15 protein-coding genes are annotated in these 20,232 nt (G+C 62.1%); 4 read left to right on the top strand and 11 right to left on the bottom strand.

The genetic code is table 11. The features are described from left to right. The 4 genes from ACF8C6_RS17905 (at nucleotide 1) to glmS (ending at nucleotide 4,668) form a co-directional block, all read left to right on the top strand. A complete protein-coding gene (locus ACF8C6_RS17905) occupies nucleotides 1-426 on the top strand; it encodes a F0F1 ATP synthase subunit epsilon (RefSeq protein ID WP_277691506.1) in 426 nt (141 codons plus the stop codon). A gap of 112 nt (nucleotides 427-538) precedes the next feature. Beyond that, a complete protein-coding gene (glmU, locus tag ACF8C6_RS17900) occupies nucleotides 539-1,903 on the top strand; it encodes a bifunctional UDP-N-acetylglucosamine diphosphorylase/glucosamine-1-phosphate N-acetyltransferase GlmU (protein WP_392500518.1) in 1,365 nt (454 codons plus the stop codon). A 146-nt stretch (nucleotides 1,904-2,049) separates the two neighbouring features. Further along, nucleotides 2,050-2,820 carry a DeoR/GlpR family DNA-binding transcription regulator gene (locus ACF8C6_RS17895; RefSeq protein WP_392500517.1) on the top strand — a complete coding sequence of 257 codons (771 nt, stop codon included), beginning with the start codon at nucleotides 2,050-2,052 and terminating at the stop codon, nucleotides 2,818-2,820. A 12-nt stretch (nucleotides 2,821-2,832) separates the two neighbouring features. Then, nucleotides 2,833-4,668, top strand: coding sequence for a glutamine--fructose-6-phosphate transaminase (isomerizing) (gene glmS, locus ACF8C6_RS17890; RefSeq protein ID WP_392500516.1), 1,836 nt, complete (start codon nucleotides 2,833-2,835; stop codon nucleotides 4,666-4,668). A gap of 101 nt (nucleotides 4,669-4,769) precedes the next feature. Here the strand turns inward: glmS and ACF8C6_RS17885 are convergent, their stop codons facing one another. The 11 genes from ACF8C6_RS17885 to tssJ all read right to left on the bottom strand — a co-directional run bounded on the left by ACF8C6_RS17885 (nucleotide 4,770) and on the right by tssJ (nucleotide 20,221). Continuing rightward, the gene (locus tag ACF8C6_RS17885) at nucleotides 4,770-5,801 is read right to left on the bottom strand and encodes a tetratricopeptide repeat protein (protein ID WP_392500515.1); all 1,032 of its coding nucleotides are present in this window, start codon (nucleotides 5,799-5,801) and stop codon (nucleotides 4,770-4,772) included. 122 nt (nucleotides 5,802-5,923) lie between these two features. Further along, complete coding sequence (locus ACF8C6_RS17880) at nucleotides 5,924-6,748, bottom strand: XAC2610-related protein (RefSeq protein ID WP_392500514.1); 825 nt, start codon at nucleotides 6,746-6,748, stop codon at nucleotides 5,924-5,926. Next, nucleotides 6,745-9,648, bottom strand: a complete 2,904-nt coding sequence (locus ACF8C6_RS17875) for a glycoside hydrolase family 19 protein (RefSeq protein ID WP_392500513.1) — start codon at nucleotides 9,646-9,648, stop codon at nucleotides 6,745-6,747. The genes ACF8C6_RS17880 and ACF8C6_RS17875 overlap by 4 nt, the downstream gene beginning before the upstream one ends. A gap of 32 nt (nucleotides 9,649-9,680) precedes the next feature. Further along, complete coding sequence (locus ACF8C6_RS17870; RefSeq protein ID WP_392500512.1) at nucleotides 9,681-10,103, bottom strand: hypothetical protein; 423 nt, start codon at nucleotides 10,101-10,103, stop codon at nucleotides 9,681-9,683. A gap of 59 nt (nucleotides 10,104-10,162) precedes the next feature. Next, nucleotides 10,163-12,319: a type VI secretion system tip protein TssI/VgrG gene (gene tssI / locus ACF8C6_RS17865; RefSeq protein WP_392500511.1), complete on the bottom strand. Its 2,157-nt coding sequence runs from the start codon at nucleotides 12,317-12,319 to the stop codon at nucleotides 10,163-10,165. A gap of 18 nt (nucleotides 12,320-12,337) precedes the next feature. Further along, nucleotides 12,338-13,297 carry a serine/threonine-protein kinase gene (locus ACF8C6_RS17860; RefSeq protein WP_392500510.1) on the bottom strand — a complete coding sequence of 320 codons (960 nt, stop codon included), beginning with the start codon at nucleotides 13,295-13,297 and terminating at the stop codon, nucleotides 12,338-12,340. Continuing rightward, nucleotides 13,294-14,025, bottom strand: coding sequence for a PP2C family protein-serine/threonine phosphatase (locus ACF8C6_RS17855; protein WP_392500509.1), 732 nt, complete (start codon nucleotides 14,023-14,025; stop codon nucleotides 13,294-13,296). The genes ACF8C6_RS17860 and ACF8C6_RS17855 overlap by 4 nt, the downstream gene beginning before the upstream one ends. Then, nucleotides 14,025-17,540 carry a type VI secretion system membrane subunit TssM gene (tssM, locus tag ACF8C6_RS17850; RefSeq protein ID WP_392500508.1) on the bottom strand — a complete coding sequence of 1,172 codons (3,516 nt, stop codon included), beginning with the start codon at nucleotides 17,538-17,540 and terminating at the stop codon, nucleotides 14,025-14,027. Before tssM ends, ACF8C6_RS17855 begins: the two co-directional genes overlap by 1 nt. A 6-nt stretch (nucleotides 17,541-17,546) precedes the next feature. Further along, complete coding sequence (icmH, locus tag ACF8C6_RS17845; RefSeq protein WP_392500507.1) at nucleotides 17,547-18,413, bottom strand: type IVB secretion system protein IcmH/DotU; 867 nt, start codon at nucleotides 18,411-18,413, stop codon at nucleotides 17,547-17,549. Nucleotides 18,414-18,415: 2 nt separating this feature from the next. Then, nucleotides 18,416-19,747 carry a type VI secretion system baseplate subunit TssK gene (gene tssK, locus ACF8C6_RS17840; protein WP_392500506.1) on the bottom strand — a complete coding sequence of 444 codons (1,332 nt, stop codon included), beginning with the start codon at nucleotides 19,745-19,747 and terminating at the stop codon, nucleotides 18,416-18,418. A 3-nt stretch (nucleotides 19,748-19,750) separates the two neighbouring features. Beyond that, nucleotides 19,751-20,221 (bottom strand): type VI secretion system lipoprotein TssJ, encoded by a 471-nt coding sequence (gene tssJ, locus ACF8C6_RS17835; protein ID WP_392500505.1) that lies wholly within the window; start codon nucleotides 20,219-20,221, stop codon nucleotides 19,751-19,753. Nucleotides 20,222-20,232: the final 11 nt, after the last annotated feature.

Below are 20,232 nucleotides of genomic sequence, written 5' to 3'. Positions count from 1 at the left end.
ATGGCTATGACAGTCCATTGCGACATCGTCAGCGCAGAAGCGGAAATCTTCTCCGGTCTGGTCGAGATGGTGATTGCGCACGGCAACCTGGGTGATCTTGGTATCGCTCCGGGCCACGCCCCGCTGATCACCGATCTCAAGCCGGGTCCGATCCGCCTGGTCAAGCAAGGTGGTGAGTCCGAGGTGTTCTACATCTCCGGCGGCTTCCTCGAAGTCCAGCCGAACATGGTGAAGGTTCTGGCCGACACCGTACTTCGCGCTGGTGACATCGACGAAGCGGCTGCTCAGGAGGCTCTCAAGGCCGCCGAGAAGGCTCTGAACGAGAAGGGCGCGGAGTTCAACTACGGTTCCGCCTCCGCTCACCTGGCCGAAGTCGCAGCCCAGCTGCGTACCGTCCAGCAGCTGCGCAAGAAGTTCGGCGGCTAAGCCACCTGCTTCAACAGCGTTGGGAGAAAGGGTAGCCTTGGCTACCCTTTTTCTTTTCTGCCGTTTTTATCCACAGGTGCTTATCCACCTGTGCCTGCTCAGGATCTTCAGCATGTCCCTCGATATCGTCATCCTCGCCGCCGGCCAGGGCACCCGTATGCGTTCGTCCCTGCCCAAGGTGCTGCATCCGGTCGCTGGCAAACCCATGCTCGCTCATGTCATCGACACCGCGCGCCAGCTTGCACCGCGCAAGATTCACGTGGTGATCGGCCATGGTGCCGAGTTGGTGCGTGAGCGCCTGGCGGCGGATGACGTCGACTTCGTCCTGCAAGCCGAGCAACTGGGCACCGGCCATGCCGTGGCCCAGGCGCTGCCGCACATCGAGGCGGACAAGGTGCTTATCCTCTATGGCGATGTGCCGCTGACTCGCGTCGAAACCCTGCAGGGCTTGCTGGCACAGGCCAGCGACGCTCAACTCGGCCTGCTAACCGTGAACCTGGCGGATCCGACCGGCTATGGCCGCATCCTGCGTGACGCCAACGGCGTGGTGCAGGCGATCGTCGAGCACAAGGATGCCAGCGACGCGCAGCGCGCCATTCGTGAAGGCAACACCGGCATCCTCGCCGTGCCGGGAAAGCGTCTCGGTGATTGGCTGGGTCGGCTGTCCAACAGCAATGCCCAGGGCGAGTACTACCTGACGGACGTGATTGCCATGGCAGTGGCTGACGGCCTGCTCGTCGCCACCGAAACCGCGCAGGACGAAATAGAAGTGCTGGGTGCCAACGACCGTATCCAACTGGCCCAGCTGGAGCGTTACTACCAGCTGCGCGCCGCCCGTGGCCTGATGGCCCAGGGCGTAACCCTGCTCGATCCGGCCCGTTTCGATTTGCGCGGCGAGGTCAGCGTAGGTCGCGACGTGCTGATCGACGTGAACGTGATCCTCGAAGGCAAGGTGCAGATCGAGGATGGCGTGCAGATCGGCCCCAATTGCGTGATCAAGAACAGCACTCTGCGTAAGGGCGCCATCGTCAAGGCCAATAGCCATCTGGAAGGTGCAGAGCTGGGCGAAGGCGCCGACTGCGGTCCGTTCGCCCGTCTGCGCCCCGGCGCCAAGCTGGGTGCCAAGGCGCATGTCGGTAACTTCGTCGAGCTGAAGAACGCGGTACTGGGCGAGGGTGCCAAGGCTGGTCACCTGAGCTATCTGGGCGACGCCGAGATCGGCGCGCGGAGCAACATCGGTGCCGGCACCATTACCTGCAACTACGACGGTGCCAACAAGCACCGCACGGTGATGGGCGAGGACGTGTTCATCGGTTCCAATAGCTCCATCGTCGCCCCCGTGACCTTGGGCAACGGCGCCACTACCGGCGCCGGCTCCACCGTGACCCAGGACGTGCCGGCCGCCACATTGGCCGTGGGCCGCGCCAAGCAGCGCAATATCGAGGGCTGGAAACGCCCGCAGAAAGCACCGAAATAAGGCTTGGACTTAGGATGGGTTGGCGTAGCGATAACCATCGCGGATCAAAGGAAGGCGGCGAAAGCCGCCTTTCGTCTGTCTGGCGCTTGACCTGACGCTTTCGTTAGGTTTTGATTCGCGCACTTATCTTTCGAATCGAAACTTAAATGTCGAAGCGCAACACTCCCCAGCGTCGCCGCGCCATACTCGCCTTGCTCAACGAGCAGGGCGAAGTGGCCGTGGATGCCCTGGCGCAGCATTTCGCCACGTCGGAAGTTACGATTCGAAAGGACCTGGCCGAACTGGAGAGAAACGGCCTGCTGCTGCGTCGCTACGGCGGCGCCGTGCCCATGCCGCAGGAGCTGATTGGCGAACCGGCACAACCCGTTTCCCCCATCAAACAGGCCATCGCCCGCACGGCGGTCGGGCTGATCCGCGAACATGCGCGGATCATCATCGACAGCGGCAGCACCACGGCGGCGATGATCCCGCAGCTCGGCTACAAGCCCGGCCTGGTGGTGATGACCAACTCGCTGAACGTGGCCAATGCCCTGCGCGACATCGAGCACGAACCGGTGCTGCTGATGACCGGCGGCACCTGGGACCCGCACTCGGAGTCGTTCCAGGGCCAGGTGGCCGAGCAAGTCCTGCGCTCCTACGATTTCGACCAGCTGTTCATCGGCGCCGACGGCATCGACCTGGAGCGTGGCACCACCACCTTCAACGAGCTGCTGGGCCTGTCCCGGGTCATGGCCGAAGTGGCCCGCGAGGTCATCGTCATGGTCGAGAGCGACAAGGTCGGCCGCCGCATCCCCAACCTGGAGCTGCCCTGGAGCAGCGTCCATACCCTGATTACCGACGACCGCCTGGATGCCCAGGTGGCCGAGCAGATACGTGCGCGCGGGGTTCAGCTGATCCTCGCCAGCGCACAGCCCTAAAGGAGAGCAGCCATGTGTGGCATCGTTGGCGCCGTCGCCGAACGCAACATCACCCCGATCCTGGTCGAAGGCCTCAAGCGCCTGGAATACCGCGGCTATGACAGTGCCGGCGTGGCGGTCTTTACCCAGACCGGCGAACTGCAGCGCCGTCGCCGCGTGGGCAAGGTCGCCGAACTGGAGCAGGCCCTGACCGACGAGCCGCTGACCGGTCACCTGGGCATCGCCCACACCCGCTGGGCCACCCACGGCGCACCGAGTGAGCGCAACGCCCATCCGCACTTCTCCGGTGAAGAATTGGCCGTGGTGCACAACGGCATCATCGAGAACCACGAGGAACTGCGCGAGCGTCTCAAGGGCCTGGGCTACGTTTTCACCTCCGACACCGACACCGAGACCATCGTCCACCTGCTGCAGCACAAGCTGCAGCAGCTCGGCGACCTCACCGCCGCGCTCAAGGCCGCCATTCCCGAGTTGCACGGCGCCTATGGCCTGGCCGTGATCAGCGCCAAGCAGCCGGATCGCATCCTCGCCGCCCGCAGCGGCAGCCCGCTGGTGATCGGCCTGGGCCTCGGCGAGAACTTCCTCGCCTCCGACCAGCTCGCGCTGCGCCAAGTCACCGACCGCTTCGTCTATCTGGAAGAGGGCGATATCGCCGAAATTCGCCGCGACAGCCTGCAGATCTGGGACGTCGCCGGACAGGCCGTACAGCGCGAAGCGGTGCAGTACCACGAGGGTGCCGAGGCTGCCGACAAAGGCGAGTACCGCCACTTCATGCTCAAGGAGATCCACGAGCAGCCCAAGGTCGTGCAGCGCACCCTGGAAGGCCGCTTGGGCAGCGATCATGTGCTGGTCCAGGCCTTCGGCCCGCAGGCCGCCGAGCTGTTCGCCAAGGTGCGCAATGTGCAGATCGTCGCCTGCGGCACCAGCTACCACGCCGGCATGGTCGCCCGATACTGGCTGGAGGCGCTGACCGGCATTCCCTGCCAGATCGAAGTCGCCAGCGAGTTCCGCTACCGCAAGGTCGCCGTGCAGCCGGACAGCCTGTTCGTCACCATCTCCCAGTCCGGCGAAACCGCCGACACCCTGGCCGCCCTGCGTAATGCCAAGCAATCCGGCTATCTGGCCAGCCTGACCATCTGCAACGTCGGCACCAGCTCCCTGGTGCGCGAGTCCGACCTCTGCCTGCTGACCCAGGCCGGCCCGGAAATCGGCGTGGCCTCGACCAAGGCTTTCACCACCCAGCTGGTTTCCCTGCTGCTGCTGACCCTGGCCCTCGGCCAGGTACGTGGCACTCTGCAGGCCTGCGTCGCCGCCGAGCTGGTGGAAGAACTGCGCCGCCTGCCGACTCGCCTGGGCGAAGCGCTGGCCATGGACAAGACCGTGGAGAAGGTCGCCGAACTGTTCGCCGAGAAGCACCACACCCTGTTCCTCGGCCGTGGCGCCCAGTTCCCGGTAGCCATGGAGGGTGCGCTCAAGCTCAAGGAAATCTCCTACATCCACGCCGAAGCCTACCCGGCCGGCGAGCTCAAGCACGGCCCACTGGCCCTGGTCGACGCCGACATGCCGGTAGTCACCGTGGCGCCGAACAACGAGCTGCTGGAAAAGCTCAAGTCCAACCTGCAGGAAGTCCGCGCCCGCGGCGGCGAACTGATTGTCTTCGCTGACGAAGCAGCCGGTATGAGCAACGGCGAAGGCACACAGGTGATCAACATGCCGCACATCCACGACGTGCTGGCGCCGATCCTCTACACCGTGCCGCTGCAGCTGCTGTCCTACTACGTGGCCGTGCTCAAGGGGACGGATGTAGACCAGCCGCGCAACCTAGCCAAAAGTGTCACAGTGGAATAAGCCGAGGGTGGAATGAAAAAACGGGCCAATGGCCCGTTTTTCTTTGCCCACTGTTGATGAGTGACCGGCACTATGGATTGATAGAGTACCTTCTCTGTCCATCACTTTCTTGCCATTACTCGCTGCGGGATTCTGGCCTGCTTCTGGTCGTTCACCATTCTCTCGTAGTACTGGTTGTAGGCTTTCCGGGCTTTTTCCTGCTCGCCCATTGCCCAGTACGCATCGGCTAGGTTGAGGTAGGCAACGACTCTGTCTGGATGTTTTTGGGTGATGTGTTTCAGCAGTTCGACTGCCTCCGGATAATGACCAGCCTGTTCGAACAGGAAGCCGAGATCGTTCGACCAGCCTATCTTCTGCGGGAAATAGTATTTCTCGACGATGTAGTTTCCGGGGGCGCAGGTGCCGTCTTCGTCGCCAGAGAGGAAGTAGCTGACAAGGGTCTTCAACTGCTCCTCGTTACCGGCTTTGTAGGCCTTCAGGGCGTTGTCGAAATTGCTGACGGCTACCTCCGGCATCAATTTCTCAGCTGTGGTTGCCGATGTCTGATGTGCGAGGCGCAGCCCTCTCAATGTACTGAAAGCGCGGGTACCGTCGAAGTTGGTGATCGATGTGATGCCAAGGGCTTTCTTGTCGATTACATAGGTGCTCAGCAATGACTGGTCACACTCGGCATTGTTTTCGTTCAGCAGAATCTGGGTCAGATCGAAGGATTTCGAGGTGTTGTCGTATCTGAACTTTAGATTGAAGTTATAGGCACCATTACCCTCTTCTCGGGTGATGAGTAGCAGGTAATCACCCGCCTGGCTGATTGGGAAAAGCAGGGTATGGCGTTCACCTTGCAGATCGGTCACTGCCGATTTTCCCTGACGTTCGGCGACTAGATCCGCCATGTAGCCGTCGTAGCTGTCGGGCGAGTATGCGTTCTCAATGCGTGGCAGGGCCTTGTCCGTATCGACCACCGCCGTCCCTGTGCGGTCGGTAATCAGCAGGCGTTGCGCATGTGCGCCGTCATCGTCTGCAATGCGTAGCTCCTGCAGAGAGGATAGACCTTCGGGGCGTACTGTTCCGGCGTGGGCAGTGATGCTAGACAAGGCTAAGGCGAGTGCAAAATGTCGCTTACTGAGTTTACTCATGCCAATCTCAGTATTCGTAAAATTAGAGAATTACTCGCAATCTAACTATTAGGAAATAGTTAAATTCTTAATATATATGCGTGATGGTGATATTTTCTATGTGTGGTGGATTGTTAATAATGTTAGTCGCAATATTCTATATCCTCACATTTAAGCCAGGCATTAATGTGCTTACCCTTTTTTGTTGTGTAGCGAATTTTGAACCAAAAGTGCGACTCGTCCGAACTGTCGTCAGTAAGAAGCACCTCATCGCCGCTTATCAAATACATTTTAGTGGCATACTTGATAGTTGGTTCGCTGTATAAAACAGCTTTCTTTGTAGTAATGGTTGTTGAAATTGGGGTGCGCAATAAATAGTTAGGATTGTCTGTAACAAGTATATTTTCGGTTTTGGCATCATCTGAATAAACTATTCTTTTGATGTATTCGCATCCTATGCAGCTGTCAGAAAACGCTAGGTGTATACTGTTGTTATCTGTCTTATATATGTCTTCATGCCATTTTGCACCATCCTTGTAAGTGCTAATTAGATTGTTTTCGTTTATGGAGTAGTTGCAAATCTGCTTTTTTAAGGTAGTCAGATTTTGTAGTTTTTTTGATTCGTTATTGTATTGGAATACCTTTGAGCAAATGTTCACATTTCCTTCCGCACTATGCGTAAGAATAATTTCATTTACTCCATCCAATGTAAGATCTTCTAAAGAAATCTGGCTATATCCATCGTCCATTGCATCTAACATTTCTGCAGGTGTTTTAATAGTCTTGCATGAGCTCTCATGGCATAGCTTTATTGAAATGGTAGCTCCGGAGCCATTAACGAAAATGTTCGCAGATTGATCGGCTTTAGTCTCCGCATAAGTTGCTGTAGCTGCAAAAAATAGCGTACTTGCAACGAAATTTAAGATATAGGGTTTAAAAAAATATTTAAGTGATTTTTTTTCTATCATGTCAGATCCCATTCCTTCTTGATGGCGAAAAATATCTTTTTCCGCTCAGCTAATCCGTTATATCCACCATTGACGGCTAAGGTAACCAGTTCGACATTGTTTTTCTCATTTTCGATTAGTACGTTAATGTCACCCTTGGCATTGTATTTTTTGTATATTCCGCCGATGTTTCTCCAGAACCAGCACGATGCGTCTACTGCGTTATACATATCTGTTGCTATTAGGTCCGGAGAGTCTAGAAAATTTATTCCACGATACTTGGAGTAAGCTGCATAGTTGTTCTTCCAAGTAAGTTGAATTAATCCTTTGCCTTTGTATTTTGGTCCATCTCCCATTTCTGTATTTCCTCTGCTTATTGCATCAGGGTGCCGGCCAGGGTTGTATCCTTCTCCTGACGCAAACTCAACTGTTGTCTCAAAGTGTGCCGATTCATGAAAGCACTGAGCTAGGAAATGGGCTTTTTGGTAGCTTGTATTGATTCCGTGTCTTTTCAATGCGGCATTCAATATGTTTACAAACTCTTCCTTATCTATTTTGTAAATGGCAGGGTAGTTTTCTTGGAAGCTCGCTACGAAGTTTCTAGGTCCGCCGCGGCCGGTGAACCAATCACCTGTTTTTTTGAGAATTTTTTCTAGAAAAGGGACTGTGATTTCTTCGGCTGGCTGTGATGATAAGTTTGCCAGAAGCCCCAAAGGCTGCAGATGCCAGGCCTTACCCGCCGCATCGAGCTTCAGACTTCCGGCCACATCGCTCCACCAGCTCAGGGTCTTGATGCGCTTCTTCTCTTCGACCCAGTCCAAGTTAGGGTCATCGGGAGCGTGCCCCATCAGGTCATCGAGTTCGTCCCAGTGCGCGGCATTCCAGAACCACTCGCTTTCATGCCGTGTAACCAGCTGCGAGATGGATTGTGCGTGCCAGGGCTTCTCCAGCGCTGTTCGGATCTCTTCCGAGGTCATCTTGCCGTCGCGGTTGGTATCGATGATGTCGTACAAGCGACTACGTACAGGGCCTTTGTCGGACTGGTCGATGGCGCCCTGATAGCTGGCCTTTTCGTCGTTGGACAAGCGCAGTGCCGCGTTGAGGTAGTAAGCCAAGCTCGAGCTGGGGGTATCGGTATCTTCGAGAAAATCGAAGCCTTCCCATTCCCACGGGCTATGGCGAGTGGTGATGAGTTCTTGCTCCGACAGCCAGCCGTTGATGGGTTGGCCGTCTTTGTCGGCTAACAGATCATCAAGGCGCCACCAGTTGCTCTCGGGTGAGCAGCCGGTTGCCGTATTGCTGGCCGGAATTTTGATCTTGGCTTCGGCGGGCAGTGCATTCAGCAGGTTTTGCGGCAGGATCAGGTCGACACCTATCTGAGCGCCTTCATCACTCAGCTTCGGCGGATTATCGTTTTTGATGTCATCGCGGTGTGGGATCAGCTTGCTGGCCCCTGCGTGAATCTTGAGCAGAGTCTTTTCCTCGGCCGGCCGGTCCTGCGCCCAGGATCGGCTTTCTCTGATGAACGCCGGGACATCCTCACAACTGAATACCTCCAGGTGCAGCAATTCCTGAGGGGAGCTGTCGCTTTGATTCTGATACTTGCCTACATGACCGATCAGATCGCCCGCCTTGATCGGCATGGGTGGATCGATCAGCACCACGGAGCCCGTGGCCTTGGGTTCCGACTGGGCTGTCAGGAAGGGCGAAGCAACATAGCCAGGCAGACTACCGTTTTCCCCCAGGGTTAATGGTGGCTCGTTGTTACCGCTGACTACTTGCTCAAGTTTGAGGAATTCACCTTCGCCCGACGCTCGAACTTGGGCGCCCTTGCTGAGCTTGCCGATGATCGGCGCATTCTTGCGGGCTTCGGATCTGACATTAAGTTCGCCGTTGCGGGTATTAACGATATACACGCCGGAACCCCAGAACGCCGGCCGGGCAAGCTTTTCGTCTCGACGGTAGTCGCTCCAGCACTTGAGGTGCATATACAGGCTGTAAAAAATCAGCGCGGGTGGCTTGGGGGTCGACTCGTCAGCGGTTGTGGGTACCTTGGGCTGCAGTACGTGTCGCACTAGGACGAAGCCAGTGGAGAACGGGGCCCTTATCTGAAGCGGAGGCTTACCGGCGTATGTGCTGACAGGGTGTTCTTCGTCAATCCGATAAGCGACTACTTCGCCGTGGGTCAAGCAGTTAACGCGGCTTTGGTCGAAGGCTTCGGACGTGCCTTTGTCCAGATGAATGCCGCCATGCCACAGGCCGTTTTTGCCTATGGGGTAGAACCCGGCCTTGGCTTTGCTCAAGGAGGTTAGATGCTGCAGAGCATGGCCTGCGGATGGCGTGTAGGGGTAACACCAGTCCCTCTTGGCTGTGTTTCCGTTGCTACTGGCGACGCTCGGTTTTTCCTCGTCCGGGTTGAGGGTGCCGCTGACCATATCTGCGATATAGCGTTTGAAATCACCTTCCGCGAGTTCGGCATGGACGTGGATGGGATAGCTCTGTCCTCCTGATCGGTTTGTTCCAGCCTGCAGACCGATGTGCTGGCCATAGGTGATGGCGTCGCCATCCTTGACCTTGAAGGTGGGATGAAGATGGAGGATTTGACCTATCAACTTGCCATTGATGGGCGCGTCGAAAATCTTCAATGCGCCGTACGAACGGCTGGTTTTGGCATAGCCTGCCAGTGGGCTGGGAACCGGGATGGATTGGTTGCTGCCATCGACCAGAAGTACAAAATCCTTCTTGATCAACGTAGGGCCGTCAGTATGACGAACCTCTTCGAGCTGCCCGCTGATGGTCTCGTAGTCCCGGTCTGGCTCACGCCCTGCGGAAGGATGGTGCTTGGCGAGGTCTTCGTAGCGGTTTACGTCTTCAATGCGGCTTCCAACACTTTCAACGATTTTGTAGCGACGCCTTGTCATGTTCTGTCCTGGTTTTTAATCGTGCTGAGCAGTCAGAGGCCGCAGGCCGCTCCAAAGGTCTTGTAAGTCTTTGCCTTGCCGCTCGACGCAAAGGCAAGATCCACGTGCCGATCATTCGACTCGTTGTACTCCGAGGGATTGAGCTGCTTAACCGTAGTGAGCGTTGCCCTCATGTCGGAGTGGGAATAGACCGCGTGGGTCTCGCTGATATCGGTTTGCTGTAGTTCCCGAACGGCGCCTTCGATTTTGACGAACAGCACTTCATCGATTTCCACGGCGATCGGCTGGGTGTCGCTCAGGGCCTGATATTGCTCGTCGGCAGGAACCAGCGTGCAACGGTAGTTCTCGATACCACCGCTCTCCTGGTACTGGGTTACGGCTTCACGGTAGGTGATAGGTTCGAGCTCCAGGGCGGCGCAACCCGCCAGATACCCGAAGGACAGGATGAACAGCATTGCCTGGCCTGGGCCTCGTTGCGTGGGGCGTTTCTTGATCCTGGTATTCATCGTCTGCTTCATCCCGAAAAGTTCATGGTTCTTTTCACTTGGTTCCTGGTATTGAGCAGGGCACCCGCTTGTGCCTGATCCAACAGATTCCCCGCCCTGTCCTTGTCCGCCATCCCCGGCTGCAACGGCTGTTTGATGGCAATCCCACTACCCGACCCCGGCGCGCCACCGGCGTTGAGTTTGGCCAGGGGGCCGACCAGGGTGATGCCGCCGGGGTCGAGTTTGATGAAGCTGCCGCCGGCCTTGAGGGTGAGCTCGACGCCGGCCTCGATGACCATCTTCTGCCCGGCCTTGAGGTGGATCTCTCGGCCGGCCTTGGTCAGCTGGGCGGTGCCGAGCTTGATGTGCTGGTTCTGGGCGATGGTCAGGTGGTCTTCGGATTTCACCTCCACCTTGCGCTCGGCGTGGGTGGTGTGGTGTTCCTCGGCCTTGAGCTCGGTGTAGCTGTTGGCTTCCACCTTGTCGTGACGTTCGTGGCCGATACGGATCTTCTGGTCGTGCTCGACGTTCTCGTCCCAGTCCTTTTGGGCGTGGATGTAGATCTGCTCCTGGCCTTTCCTGTCCTCGATGCGCAGTTCGTTGTAGCCGCCTCCGCCCGGTGAGCTGAGGGTCTTGAACACCGTGCGGGTCTTGTTCGCCGGCAGGTCGTAGGGCACCACGTGCTCGGCGTGGTACAGGCAGCCGCTGACCAGCGGCTGATCGGGATCACCCTCGAGGAAGGTGACCAGCACCTCCATGCCGATGCGCGGGATGGCGATGCCGCCGTAGCGGTCGCCGGCCCAGCTGGAGGACACGCGCAGCCAGCAGCTGGTGGTGTCGTCGGCCTGGCCTTCGCGGTCCCAGTGGAACTGGACTTTTACCCGGCCGTATTCATCGCAGTGGATCTCTTCGCCTTTCGGGCCGGTGACCACGGCGCTCTGGCTGCCCAGTACCTTGGGTTTAGGATGGCGCAGGGCGGGGCGGTGTAGCACGTCCCAGGGGGTGGCGGTGAAGCGGTTGCGGTAGCCCTGCTGGAAGTTCTCCGAGTGGCCTATCGCACCCTCACCCCCGGCCCCTCTGGACTCGCCACGTCCCTGTGGCTTGGCCTGCGACCAGCTAGCGCTGCCCAAATCGGCTGTCCTGCCGATTTGTCCGGGGGGAGAGGGGAGAGAGCCGCCGAGGAAGCTGGTGACGGACTCTTCCAGCACCTGCGGTTGCTTGCCCTCGTGCAGTACTTCCTGCAGCAGCCACAGGTCGTTCCATTCGTGGCGCGGGTGGTCGGAGATTTCCAGCAGGTGGCCGGTCACCAGGCGCGGTTGGTCGCTTTCACCCTGGGCCAGGCGGTAGTCGGCGCGGTGGCGTTCCAGGCTGCGCTGGCTGAGGTGCTTGCCGCGCGCGCGCTCGGTGAAGCGGCCGGGGTAGTCGTAGTCTTCCAGGCGCGGTTGGAACTCGACTTTGGCGCCTGCCTCCAAGAGCAGGCGTGGCTGTTCGAAGTCGTAATCGCGGCGGCTGACCTGATTGGTGCGGGTGGCCAGACGCAGGGCGAAGCGCTTGATCACTGGCTCGTCGGCGACCAGGCCGCTGTCCTGCACATAGGCGGTGGGCTGGCCGAGTTTGGGGAAGCCGGTCTGGTCGTCACCGAACACCAGTACGTGTTGTTCGGGCGCATGCTCGAAGTGGTAGTGGATGCCTTCTTCCTCGCACAAGCGCTGGATGAAGTGCAGGTCCGTCTCGTCGTACTGCACGCAGTAGTCGCGCTCGGGGTAGACGGTCGAACCGAGCTGGAAGCGGTAGGCGCCGCCGAGGATGCCGTGCTCCTCCAGGACCTGCGCGATGATCTGCGGCACCGTTCGGTGCTGGTAGATGCGCTGGTTAGTGCGATAGCCGAGCCAGGTGAGTTTTGGCATCAGGGTCAGGCGATAGCGGGTCAGGCGCTTGCCGGATTCGCCCTGCCCGGCATCGTGGATCAGGCCGTGGATGCCGCTGCCGTCGGGGGCGAAGGCGAGGAAGGCCGGCTTGCCGAGCAGCTCGGCGAGGTCCAGATCGGGCTGCTCGCTGACCAGTTCGACCTCGAAGCGGTAGGGCTGGTCGAGGGCTTCGCGGCCGTTGAATTCGAGCACCTGCAGGTCGTGTTCGAGGCCGTCGATAGTCAGGCTGAAATGGGTCTGGTTGGCGGGGTTGAACATGACTCGTCCTTGTAGTGTTCAGGCCGGGCGGCGCAGCAGGCGCGCGAGCAGCGAAGTGGCCGGTTGCTGGGCGCGGAAGGCGTGAAGCAGCTCAGTCAGATTGCCGCGCTGGCTTGGCTCGAAGGCCAGGGCGCGGCGCAGTGTCGGCCACAGTGCGCGCGGCAAATCTGTGGGAGCTTCCAGCGGCAGTTCCATTGCCTGCGCCTGTTTAGCACTTTGCCGGCGGAAAGGATGCTGGCCGCTGCACAGTTCGTAGATCACGCAGGCCACCGAGTACAGATCGGCGCCGGCGCTGAGGGCGGCGCCGTCGAGCAGTTCGGGGGCGGCGTAGCGTGGCGTCCAGGCGGCGAAGCGGCTGCGCGCCAGGCGCGGCAGGCCCTTGAGGAAACCCTCGCGGGCCTGGCCGAGGCCGAAGTCGAACAGGCGCAGATCGCTGTCGCCGAGCATCAGGTTGCTTGGCTTGAGGTCGCCATGCAGCACGCCCTGGTCGTGGGCGTAGTGCAGGGCCTCGAGCAGATCGACGGCGATGCGCTGCGCCTCGCTCCAGGGCAGGCCGCTGGGGTACTGGTGCAGTACGTGGTCGAGGGTGTTGCCGGCGAGCAGCTCCATGGTGATGAAGGCGCGCTGGCAGGCCGGGTCCACCTCGAAGCTGTAGAAGCGCACCAGGTTGCGGTGGCTGAGGCGGGCGGTGAGGGCGAATTCGCTGTAGAGCAGGGCGCTGGCATCCGGGTACTCGGCGAAGTCTTCGCTGAGGGTCTTCAGCGCGACCCAGGGTTGCGGCTCGCCGAACTGCTCGCGCAGCAGGTCGCGGGCACGGTACACCGCGCCCATGCCGCCGACGCCGAGCAGGCGTTCGATCTGGTAGCGGCCGCCGAGCAGTTGTGGCAGTCCTTCTGGCAACGGTCGGGCGATGCGCTTCGGGCTGGCCCCGGCCATGACGGTGAGGTCGGCGCTGCAGGCCTGGGCTTCGGCATTCATCGGTTGATCACCACGGCACTGAGGTTGTCGCGGGCCGGACCGGCCAGGGCCAGTTCGAACAGGCGCTGCAGGGCCAGCTGTGGACTCGGACGCAGCAGCGCGGCGGTCAGCAGGTCATGGTCGAGGTCCTGGTAGAGGCCGTCGCTGCACAGCAGGAACACGTCGCCGGGCAGGCTTTCCAGTTCGAGGATATCCAGCTGCAGCTCCTCGGCCGCGCCCACCGCGCGGGTCAAGGCGTGCGCTCCGGGCTGGCATGCGGCTTCCTCCGGCCGCATGCCGCGCTCGGCGACCAGTTGCTGCAGCAACGAATGATCGCGGGTCAGCTGGAACAGCTGGCGCCCGCGCAGCAGATAGCAGCGGCTGTCGCCGGCCCACAGGCAGGCCACCTGGCTGCCCTCGGCAAGCAGCGCCACCACGGTGCTGCCGACCAGCAGGTCCTGGGTTTCGCCGGTCAGGGTCAGGCCCAGGCTGAGGTGGCGGTTGATGCGGTGCAGGCAGTCGCGCACGGCGTCCAGGCGGTCTTCGAAGTCCAGGCCGGTGGGCAACTCGGCCAGGCTCTCGACGATCAGGCGGCTGGCCAGGTCGCCGGCCTGGTGGCCGCCCATGCCGTCCGCGACCACCCACAGGCCCTGCTGTGGCTGGTCGAGGAAGGCATCCTCGTTGCGTGCGCGCACCTTGCCGGTGTCGCTGCGCCCGGCGCTGCTCCAGAGGCGTTGGGCAACCTTCATCAGAGGGTCGCCGGCAGCTTGAACTGGCGCAGCAGGCTGGCATCGAAGGGGTTCGGCGAGCGCTGGCTGTGCAGCAGGTACTTGGCCTGCAGGCCATCCAGGTTGGCCTTGAGCAGCAGCACGTCGCGGCCGCTGTGCTGCTCCACCTGCATCATGTCGATCAGGCGGAACAGGGCCCAGGGCCCACTGTTCTTCTCGATGCCGACACGGCGTCCACCCTGTTCTTCCAGTACCAGGCTGGTGCGCTCGTTGGCACCTTCGGCCGGCCAACGGAAGGCGCTGGCGACGATCGGGCCGTGGCGATATTCCAGTTGCTGGCCGCCGAACTTGAAGTCGGCGCGGTTGAGGCTGTAGTCCAGAGCGAAGGGTTCCAGCTTGAATAGCACGGTCGGTTCGGCCGGATTCTCGGCGAAGAAGCTGCGGCGGATTACCTGGGTGCGGTTCATCTGGCTGAGGAACACCGGCGATAGCGGCAGGCCCTGGCCGTCCATGCGGCGTAGCTGGTACTTGCCGTCGCTGTCGCTGACGAAGGCCTTGAGGTAGCGGTCGACGAAGGCATCGGCCACGCCATCGGCCTTGAAGAACTCGCGGAAGTCGGCGATGGCCACATCGCTCTCGCTCTTGGCGCTGAACGGGTAGCGCTTGAGCAGCGACTCCTTGTAGAAGCCGTACAGCTCGCTGCGGTAGCGCTTGTTCAGGTAGCCGTAGGCGTCGTTCAGCACCAGTTGCCAGCTGTCGTCGGCCACCAGGGTCAGCCAGTTGGCCACCGGTTGCGGCAGGCGGGCGGCGCTGCCGCGCACCTGGTTGATCGCGTCCGGACGGCCCTGCATACGCGCCTTGGCCATCTCGAAGGCGGCCTGTTCTGGCGAACTGGCATGGGCGAGGCTGCTCAGCTGCAGTTGCAGAGCGTCCAGCGCCTGCAGGGTGGCGGCCAGTTCGGGGCCGGCGCCGCTGTTGCTGTCGAGCAGGCGGTGCAGCGGCTCGAAGCGGCGTTGCAGGGCCTTGCGCGCGGTGTCCGGCAGGCTCTTGGCGACGGCGTCCAGGCCCTTGCCGGCGGCAGCCGCGGCCAGCTTGCCCTTTTTGCCTAGCTTGGCTTGGGCCGCCAGGTCGTCCACCTGGTCGGCGGCGGCCGGTAGGTCGAAGCGGGTGTTGTCGCGCACCTCCACCAGCACCTGCAGCAGCGGCGAGTTGGCTGCGGTCAGGGCGGTGAGGGTGACGATACCCTGGGCGGTGTTGCCGATCGGCTCCAGGCCCAGCTGGGCCACGGCCTCGCCCCAGTAGTTGGCGTAGTCGCGGAAGTACAGCTGCTCCAGCTCGACCATCAGGCGCCCGAGGTCGCGGTCGCTGAGCTGGTTGCCTTCGCCCAGTACCCAGTTGTCTTCGAGTATGTCGCGCACCAGGCCGAGGCCCTGGGCGACGAAGTACTGCTGGTAGCCTTTCTGCGTGTACAGGCCGGGGATGGCATAGTCGCTGCCCAGCAGCAGCGGCGCCTGGGCTCCGAGGGCCTGGGCGATGCGGTACTCGGGCAGGCTGCGGGCCTGGTCGCGGAGCATGCGGTAGACCACCTTGGCCAGCGACTCGCTGCGCAGGATCTGCCGCGCCTCGGCCACCAGATTGTCGTTCAGCGGGTAGGCGCTGAACGGCTCGGCCAGCAGGCGCTGGAAGTGCGCGTTGAGGCCTTTCTGGGTCGGCTCGTCGCCGGCGTAGCGCAGCGACCAGTCGGCGGCCAGCCAGTCCTGCATGAACGGCGCTTCGCGGCGCTCCTCCAGGTTGAGCATCAGGTAGGCGCGCAGGCTGCCGAGCAGCAGCTCGCGGTCGTCGCGGTTGGCGCGGATCTGCCCTTCCAGCTGACGAGCCACCCGTGGCAGTAGCTCGCTTTCCAGCTGACGGCGGTAGGCGGCATGCACTTCGGGCTGCACGCTGGGGCCCTGGTATAGGCCGCCGCGCTCCAGCAGGCGGGCGTCGGTGGGGAATACCTGGGTGGCGGCGTAGCTGCTGTCGAGCAGCGGCAGCACCTGCTTGGCCTCGTCCTGGGCGCTCAGGCTTTCGCCGTCGCGGCCCAGCTGCAGGGCCAGTTCGCGCAGCTGCTCCAGGCGACCGTGGTTGGCCGAGTAGCTGGTGCCCCAGAACAGACCGAACAGCAGCAGGCAGCAGGCGGCGCCGGCGTACAGGGCGCGCTGGCGCCAGTCGATGCGGCGGATTTCCTTGTCGTCCAGGCCGGCCAGCTCGGCCTCGGGGAAGATCACCCGGCTCAGCAACTGGTGGATAAAACGCGCGCGGCCGCTGCGGTAGGTCGGCAGGCTGCTGCCGGCCAGGCCGAGGTTGCGGCCGATGCCGGTGGTGCTCGGGTCGAGCAGTTCCTGCAGCTGCGGCGCGCTGGTCAGGTAGAAGCCGCGCAGGTGGCTGGCGCGCTGGTAGCGGTTGCCGCTGAAGGCCAGTTCCACCAGCAGGCACAGGCGCTCGCCGAGCTGGCCGAGCTGGTGCGGGAAGTCGAGGATATGGCCGCGGCGCTGGGTGTCGCGCTCCTGGTGCAGGCGCATGATCACCTGGCTGTTGAGGCGACGCAGCAGCTCCTCGAACTCCTGGCGCACCACGTTGGCGTCGGTGGCCACCTGGCCCTTGCGGAAGCTGGCGCCGAGCACCTGGTCGCTTTCCTCGCGGCTCAGCTGGTCGAAGAACTCGTCGAAGCCCATGACCTTGTCGGCCTTGCTCAGCACCAGGTACACCGGCACCTCGGCGCGCAGCTCGGCGTGCAACTCGTGCAGGCGCTGGCGCAACTGGCGGGCGAAGTTCTCCAGCTCCAGCTCGCTGGCATACAGCAGGGTGTCGACCGGCACAGCCACCAGCACGCCATTCAGTGGGCGGGCGCGGCGCTTGCGCAGCAGGCTGAGCAGGGTGTGCCAGGCGCGGCTGTCCACGGCCACGTCGGGCTGGGTCAGGTAGCGGCCGGCGGTGTCGAGCAGCACGGCGTGGTCGGCGAAGTACCAGTCGCAGTAGCGGGTGCCGCCGACATCCTTGGTCAGGCGGCGCTCGTCACCCTTGTTCAGCGGGAAGTCCAGGCCGGAGAACTCCAGCAGGCTGGTCTTGCCGCTGCCCTCGGCGCCGAGCAGCAGGTACCAGGGCAGCTCGTTGCGCCACTTGTCGCTACGGCCGCGGTACAGGCTGGAAGTCTTCAGGGTGTGCAGGGCCTGCTTGAAGCGGCTCTTCAGCTCGACCTGCTCCTCGCTGATCAGGCCTTCGCGGCGCAGGCGCTCCTGGGCGTCGACGTCGTCCGCCTCGGCCTTCTTGCGCACATTGGCGCGCCAGCTGATGAACACGACGAACAGGCCCCAGGCGAGGAACAGCAGGCTGATGCTGACCAGACGACTGGCGGCCGACTCCCAGAACTTGGAGTCGGCCACCGCCAGCAGCGGGCCGACGAACCAGATCAGCAGGGCCAGCAACAGCACCAGGCACAGGCTCCAGACCCAGGTCTTGCGGAAGAACGCCGCGGTTTTCTTGAGAAAGTCCTTCATCTCAGATCATCCCTGATTGCTTGGTACGGGGGCCGGGGCAACCTCGGCCGCCTGATAGGGTTGCAGCACGGTGCCGCGCTGCTCGTGCAGCACCCAGCTGAAGCCGGCGTAGAGCAGCGCCAGGCCAGCGACGGTGGCCACCGCCACCAGCCAGCCGGGGACGATGCGCACCAGCCGGCGGCGGCCTTCCTTGAGGCCTTCCCAGTGTGGTGACAGCTCGCGCGGGATGTCGCCGCGCAGCTGGCGGATCTGCCGGTACAGGCTGTCGCGGATCGCCTCCAGTTCGAGCATGCCGCGCGGCAGCACGCGGTATTTGCCCTCGAAGCCGAGCGACAGGCAGATGTACATCAGCTCGAGCATGGGCAGGTGCTTGACCGGGTTGCGCGACAGGTGCTCGAGCAGCTGGAAGAACTTCTCGCCGCCGAAGGTCTCGTTGTGGAAGGTCGACAGCAGGCTCATCTGCGACCAGGCACTCTCGTTGCCCCAGGGTGTGGTCACCACCGCCTCGTCGACCACGGTGCACAGCACGTAGCGCGCGGCCATGACCTGGCCGCCGTCGACGCCTTCCTGCAGGGCGCGGTGTTCGAACAGTTTGATCGCCACGTTGAGGCGCTCGTTGAGCGCGTCGAAGTTTTCCGGGTTGGCGTTGGTCTTCAGCCGCACCACTTCCGAGAGCAGCAGCGCGCTGGCCGCCACCAGCGGGTTGAAGCTGATGTTGAAGACTTCTGCCGGGCGCATGCGTGCGGCATAGACCATGCGCTCTTCGAGCTGCTCGAAGCGCGGCGCGTTGAAGTCGGTGAGCGGGCCGCGCGGGGCGGCGCCTTCTCCCTGGCGGCTGAGGACGACGGTGGTGTCCTGTGCTTCCCTGATCATGTTCAGCTCCTGATCGCCCAGAATTTCAGTTCAAGCCCGGCGAAGTCGCCGGACACGTGGAAGGCAAAGCCGCCGGAGCTTTCCAGCTGCGCCAGTTCCTCGGCGCTGAACTCCAGGGCGAAGTAGGTCTTGCCGGCGTGGAACGGGATCTGCCGTGGCGCCACCGGCAGCGGTTTGACCTTGATCCCCGGCAGGTGCAGGTTGACCAGCTGGCGGATGCGTTCCACCGCGCCGATCTTCAGGTGCGCCGGCAGGCGCTTGCGCAGCTCCTCGGACTCGCACTGGGCATTGGCGGCGAGGATGAAGGTGGCGCTGCCGAGCAGCTTGTGATCCTGCAGCGGTGAGACCTGGATGCCGTACTGGCGCTGCTGCAGCGGCAGCTCGATGGCGTGCTGTTCCAGCACCATGGACAGCACCTGGCGCAACGCCTCCATCAGCTTGCGGAAGCTGCCGGCCTGGTCGTTGTGCAGGTAGCGGCCGTCCAGGCGCGGGCGCTTGTGGTCGGCGGCGAAGGTGGCCAGCTCGCCGAGCAGACCGACCAGCTCGCGGTACAGCAACTCGGGGTGCATCTGCTCCAGCGACAGGTAGTGGCGCAGCTGCGGCTCGTAGCGGTTGACCAGCTGCAGCATGAGGAAATCGCCCACCTCGGTATTGCCCAGCTTGCCGGCGGCGCGCACCCGTTCGGCGAGGATGTCGCCACGATGGCCGAGCAGGCTGATCACTTCCTTGAGGCAGGACAGCAGATAGCTCGACGCCTGGGTGTGCAGAAAGGTCGGCGTGAAATCCTGGTCGAGGCTGATCACTCCGTCCGGGCTGGTGTCGAAGATTTCCGCGACCTTGAGGCTGACGAAGGCCTGGTCGTTCTGTTGCTCGCCGAGCAGCAGGCGGAAGTCCGGACGACCGCAGCTGACCTGGCTGACGGTGGCGTCGCCGGCGTTGGAGTCGGCCACTTCCAGATCATGGGCGCGGTAGCGCGCCAGCACGTCCTGCTGCTCGCTGCGGCGGCTCTCGATATGGTTGCCGGTGACCAGCGGCAGGGCCAGGTACACCGGGGTGGCCGCGGTGTTCGGCGGCACGTCCAGGGCCAGCGGTTCGCGGCTGGCGTCCAGCTCGAACAGGCTGCCGTCGGGCAGCACGCCGCTGGCCTGGCTGAGCACCAGCTTGCCCATGCCGAGGAACTGGCGGTCGATCTCCAGGCTGAAGAAGCCCCAGGGATAGATGTCCTGCAGGCGCGAGCGCGACTTGAGCTGGTGCTCGAAGTAGCGATCGTTCTGCTGGAAGTGCTGCGGGCGCAGGAGCATCCCTTCCTGCCAGACAACCTTGAGCATTTCCATTGCTCAGTCCTCTTGCTTGAGCGGCGCGATGCCGTGTTTGTCCAGGCGCAGGCCGGCCCGGTTGATTTCGCTGGGTTGCAGGCTGACGACGAAGCGCCAGCTGGCTTCCGGCAGGTCGCGGTAGGCGGCGATGACGCCGACGTAGCGGCTGCCCGGCTGCACCGAGAGCTTCAGCTCGCGCTCCTCGCCGGGGCGTACTTCCAGCTCCTCGAAGCTGACCAGATCCGGCATCAGCGATTCCTTGGGGCGCTGGTAGAGGGAAAAGAAGTCGCTGTTGCTGAACGACGAGGGGTTCTTCAGCTCCAGCAGGCGCACCACGATGGGCGAGGGGCGGCCGTGCAGGTCCGGATTGAGGTCTTCGCTGGCCTGCAGTTTCAGGTCGAGCTTGGTGGTGTCGGAGTAGGGCGACAGGCTGGAGCAGCCGCCGAGTACGGCGAGCAAACTGAGCAGGCTAAGGCTGATAAGACGGCGCATGGCATTCATCC

It is taken from the genome of Pseudomonas sp. zbq_18, assembly GCF_043102245.1.
In the GTDB taxonomy this organism is placed as follows: Bacteria; Pseudomonadota; Gammaproteobacteria; order Pseudomonadales; family Pseudomonadaceae; genus Aquipseudomonas.
The sequence above is the reverse complement of the archived record's forward strand: the minus strand, read 5'-3'. Positions and strand labels throughout refer to the sequence as shown.

Bases quoted from the DNA above. Each gene is read 5' to 3' on its own strand.
- ACF8C6_RS17905 (WP_277691506.1), top strand. From the start codon at position 1: ATGGCTATGACAGTCCATTGCGACATCGTCAGCGCAGAAGCGGAAATC.
- glmU (WP_392500518.1), top strand. From the start codon at position 539: ATGTCCCTCGATATCGTCATCCTCGCCGCCGGCCAGGGCACCCGTATG.
- ACF8C6_RS17895 (WP_392500517.1), top strand. From the start codon at position 2,050: ATGTCGAAGCGCAACACTCCCCAGCGTCGCCGCGCCATACTCGCCTTG.
- glmS (WP_392500516.1), top strand. From the start codon at position 2,833: ATGTGTGGCATCGTTGGCGCCGTCGCCGAACGCAACATCACCCCGATC.
- ACF8C6_RS17885 (WP_392500515.1), bottom strand. From the start codon at position 5,801: ATGAGTAAACTCAGTAAGCGACATTTTGCACTCGCCTTAGCCTTGTCT.
- ACF8C6_RS17880 (WP_392500514.1), bottom strand. From the start codon at position 6,748: ATGATAGAAAAAAAATCACTTAAATATTTTTTTAAACCCTATATCTTA.
- ACF8C6_RS17875 (WP_392500513.1), bottom strand. From the start codon at position 9,648: ATGACAAGGCGTCGCTACAAAATCGTTGAAAGTGTTGGAAGCCGCATT.
- ACF8C6_RS17870 (WP_392500512.1), bottom strand. From the start codon at position 10,103: ATGCTGTTCATCCTGTCCTTCGGGTATCTGGCGGGTTGCGCCGCCCTG.
- tssI (WP_392500511.1), bottom strand. From the start codon at position 12,319: ATGTTCAACCCCGCCAACCAGACCCATTTCAGCCTGACTATCGACGGC.
- ACF8C6_RS17860 (WP_392500510.1), bottom strand. From the start codon at position 13,297: ATGAATGCCGAAGCCCAGGCCTGCAGCGCCGACCTCACCGTCATGGCC.
- ACF8C6_RS17855 (WP_392500509.1), bottom strand. From the start codon at position 14,025: ATGAAGGTTGCCCAACGCCTCTGGAGCAGCGCCGGGCGCAGCGACACC.
- tssM (WP_392500508.1), bottom strand. From the start codon at position 17,540: ATGAAGGACTTTCTCAAGAAAACCGCGGCGTTCTTCCGCAAGACCTGG.
- icmH (WP_392500507.1), bottom strand. From the start codon at position 18,413: ATGATCAGGGAAGCACAGGACACCACCGTCGTCCTCAGCCGCCAGGGA.
- tssK (WP_392500506.1), bottom strand. From the start codon at position 19,747: ATGGAAATGCTCAAGGTTGTCTGGCAGGAAGGGATGCTCCTGCGCCCG.
- tssJ (WP_392500505.1), bottom strand. From the start codon at position 20,221: ATGCGCCGTCTTATCAGCCTTAGCCTGCTCAGTTTGCTCGCCGTACTC.